The organism is Methylophaga sp. UBA5088, from assembly GCF_002414625.1.
GTDB classification, from domain to species: Bacteria; Pseudomonadota; Gammaproteobacteria; order Nitrosococcales; family Methylophagaceae; genus Methylophaga; species Methylophaga marina.
Map to the genome: position 1 here is coordinate 13,286 of NZ_DIAC01000086.1, position 2,769 is coordinate 16,054.

Below are 2,769 nucleotides of genomic sequence, written 5' to 3' on the forward strand. Positions count from 1 at the left end.
TGGGCAGCAGGGCCAGGTGGAATATGTAGCTGAGTACCGGGTAGAAACGGTTTGTCCCACCCAACAAATAAAGCCTGTCTTAAACGCGTTACTTTCTTCACACCCTTATGAAACCCCTGCGTATGAAGTCTGGTCTGTATTGACACTGGATGACTTTAAATAGAGAAATATGATGGATCTTGCGAGCACAGAACAATCACCCAAAATGACTTTACTGGCTAACTATCAGGTGCCTCGTTACCTGGTGGATGAAGCCTTGCTTCATTTTGATCTGGATAAATCAAAAACACGTGTTATCAGTACATTAAAAATGCGGTTAAATCCCGAATCATCTGGAGGAGAATGTGTATTAGATGGTGAGTCACTGGACTTAGTCAGCATCAAATTAAATGGAAAAGAACTCGAAGAGACGGATTATCAGCTTAGTGATAAGTCTCTAGTTATTTCCGAAGTGCCAGACAAGTTCGAACTTGAAGTCATTACGGAGATTCATCCCGATCAGAATACTGCTCTGGAAGGGCTTTATCATTCAGGCCGACTTTTATGTACGCAATGCGAAGCACAAGGGTTTAGACGTATCACCTATTACCCTGATCGTCCTGATGTGATGTCTATCTTCACTGTAACGATTGTGGCTGATGCGAAAGCATGGCCGGTCATGCTCTCAAACGGCAACCTGGAAGAACAAGGCCAGTTCAATGATGGCCGTCATTGGGTACGCTGGCATGATCCACACCCAAAACCCAGCTATTTATTTGCCTTAGTGGCGGGTGATTTATATTGCCAGCAGGATCAGTTCACCACCATGAGTGGACGTGAAGTCAGCCTTCGTATTTATGTGGATCCTGAAAACAAACATAAATGTGATCATGCTCTGGTGTCCTTAAAACAGTCTATGAAGTGGGACGAAGAAGTCTATGGTCGTGAATACGATCTGGATGTCTTTATGATTGTTGCCGTAAATGACTTCAATATGGGGGCAATGGAAAATAAAGGGTTAAATATTTTCAATGCCGCCTGTGTTCTGGCCACGCCTGAAACAGCCACAGATGATGATTTTTATACGATTCAAAGTATCGTCGCTCATGAATACTTCCATAACTGGTCTGGCAACCGTGTGACTTGTCGGGATTGGTTCCAGCTCAGCCTAAAAGAGGGCTTCACCGTCATGCGTGATCAGAGCTTTAGTGCTGATCTCAATTCAGCCGCTGTTCAACGTATTGATGATGTAAATGGTTTACGCAGTATGCAATTTGCAGAAGATGCTGGCCCGATGGCGCATCCTGTGCGACCAGACTCGTATATTGAGATCAGTAATTTCTACACAGTCACCATATACGAGAAAGGTGCAGAAGTCGTGCGCATGATCAAGACGTTGGTTGGCGAGGAAGGCTTTAGAAAAGGCACGGATCTCTATTTTGACAGACATGATGGGCAGGCTGTTACCACGGATGATTTCGTTAAAGCGATTGAGGATACCAATAACGTTGATTTGAGTCAGTTCAAACGTTGGTATGAGCAGGCTGGCACTCCCGAGCTTTCTGTTAAAACGCACTATGATCCCATCAATCAACGTTTTACACTGACTCTCAGTCAATTTTGTCCTGCTACGCCTGGTCAGGATAACAAGGCAGATTTTCATATTCCTGTTGCTATCGGTTTATTAGATAGTCAAGGGAAAAATATGCCTATGCAATTGCAGGGAGAGAGCACTGTCTATGACGATGACACGCGTGTTTTATCTTTGACCGATTCTCAGCAACAGTTTGAGTTTATTCATGTGAGCGAAGAGCCTGTTGCTTCAGTTTTACGTGGGTTTTCAGCACCGGTGAAACTGAAATATGATCTTAGTAATACCCAACTGGCCTTTTTAATGGCCCATGACACTGACAGTTTTAATCGTTGGGATGCTGGCCAGCAACTGATGATTAATGTGTTGCTAGACATTGTTGATGACATTCAGAAGCAAAATAAACTCGCTATGTCACCATTGTTGCTGTCACAACTGGAAGCTATTTTGCAGGATAAGCAACTTGATCCAGCGCTTATCGCAAAAATGCTGACATTACCAAGTGAAAACTACCTGGCTGCCCAGATGCAAGTTGCTGATGTCGATGCGATTCATCAGGCTCGTGAATTTGCAAAACAGCAGATAGCGATTTCTTTGAAACGCTTATTTAACGAGCGGTATGAAAGCCTGAGTCAGACCAAAAAATATCAGTTCAATGCCGATGATATGGCGGCACGTAGTTTGAAAAACTTGTGTTTGTCCTATCTGGTGGCAAGTCATGATCCCCTTCAGATTCAGCGCTGTCTGCGTCAGATGAAAGTGACTGACAATATGACCGAGTTATTAGCCGGTTTACGTTTGATGGTCGATCAAGCCGGGCCAGAACGTGAACATGCATTACGTGCGTTCTATGAGCAATGGAAACATGATCGTCAAGTCGTTGATAAATGGTTATCAGTGCAGGCGGTATCTAAGCTTCCTGATACCTTGCTGCGCGTTAAGGCCTTGATGACACATGAAGCTTTCAGTATCAAAAATCCTAATAATGTGCGTGCTTTAATTGGTCAGTTTTGCCGTAATAACCCCATACATTTTCATGCTAAAGATGGTTCGGGTTATCGTTTCCTGGCAGAGCAAATACTGAAACTTGATAAGCTCAATCCACAGGTCGCAGCAAGAATGTTAGGAGCACTTAACTCATGGCGTCGTTATGATGCTGAACGACAACAACTCATGAAAGCATCGCTGGAACATATTGC

Annotated in this window: 1 protein-coding gene; it reads left to right on the forward strand. The window is 43.8% G+C overall.

Annotation, left to right across the window (positions count from 1 at the left end; translation table 11 throughout):
* Nucleotides 1-172: 172 nt before the first annotated feature.
* Nucleotides 173-2,769: aminopeptidase N (pepN, locus tag B4K20_RS10885; RefSeq protein WP_414683378.1), on the forward strand; the 2,597-nt coding region annotated here is incomplete at its 3' end.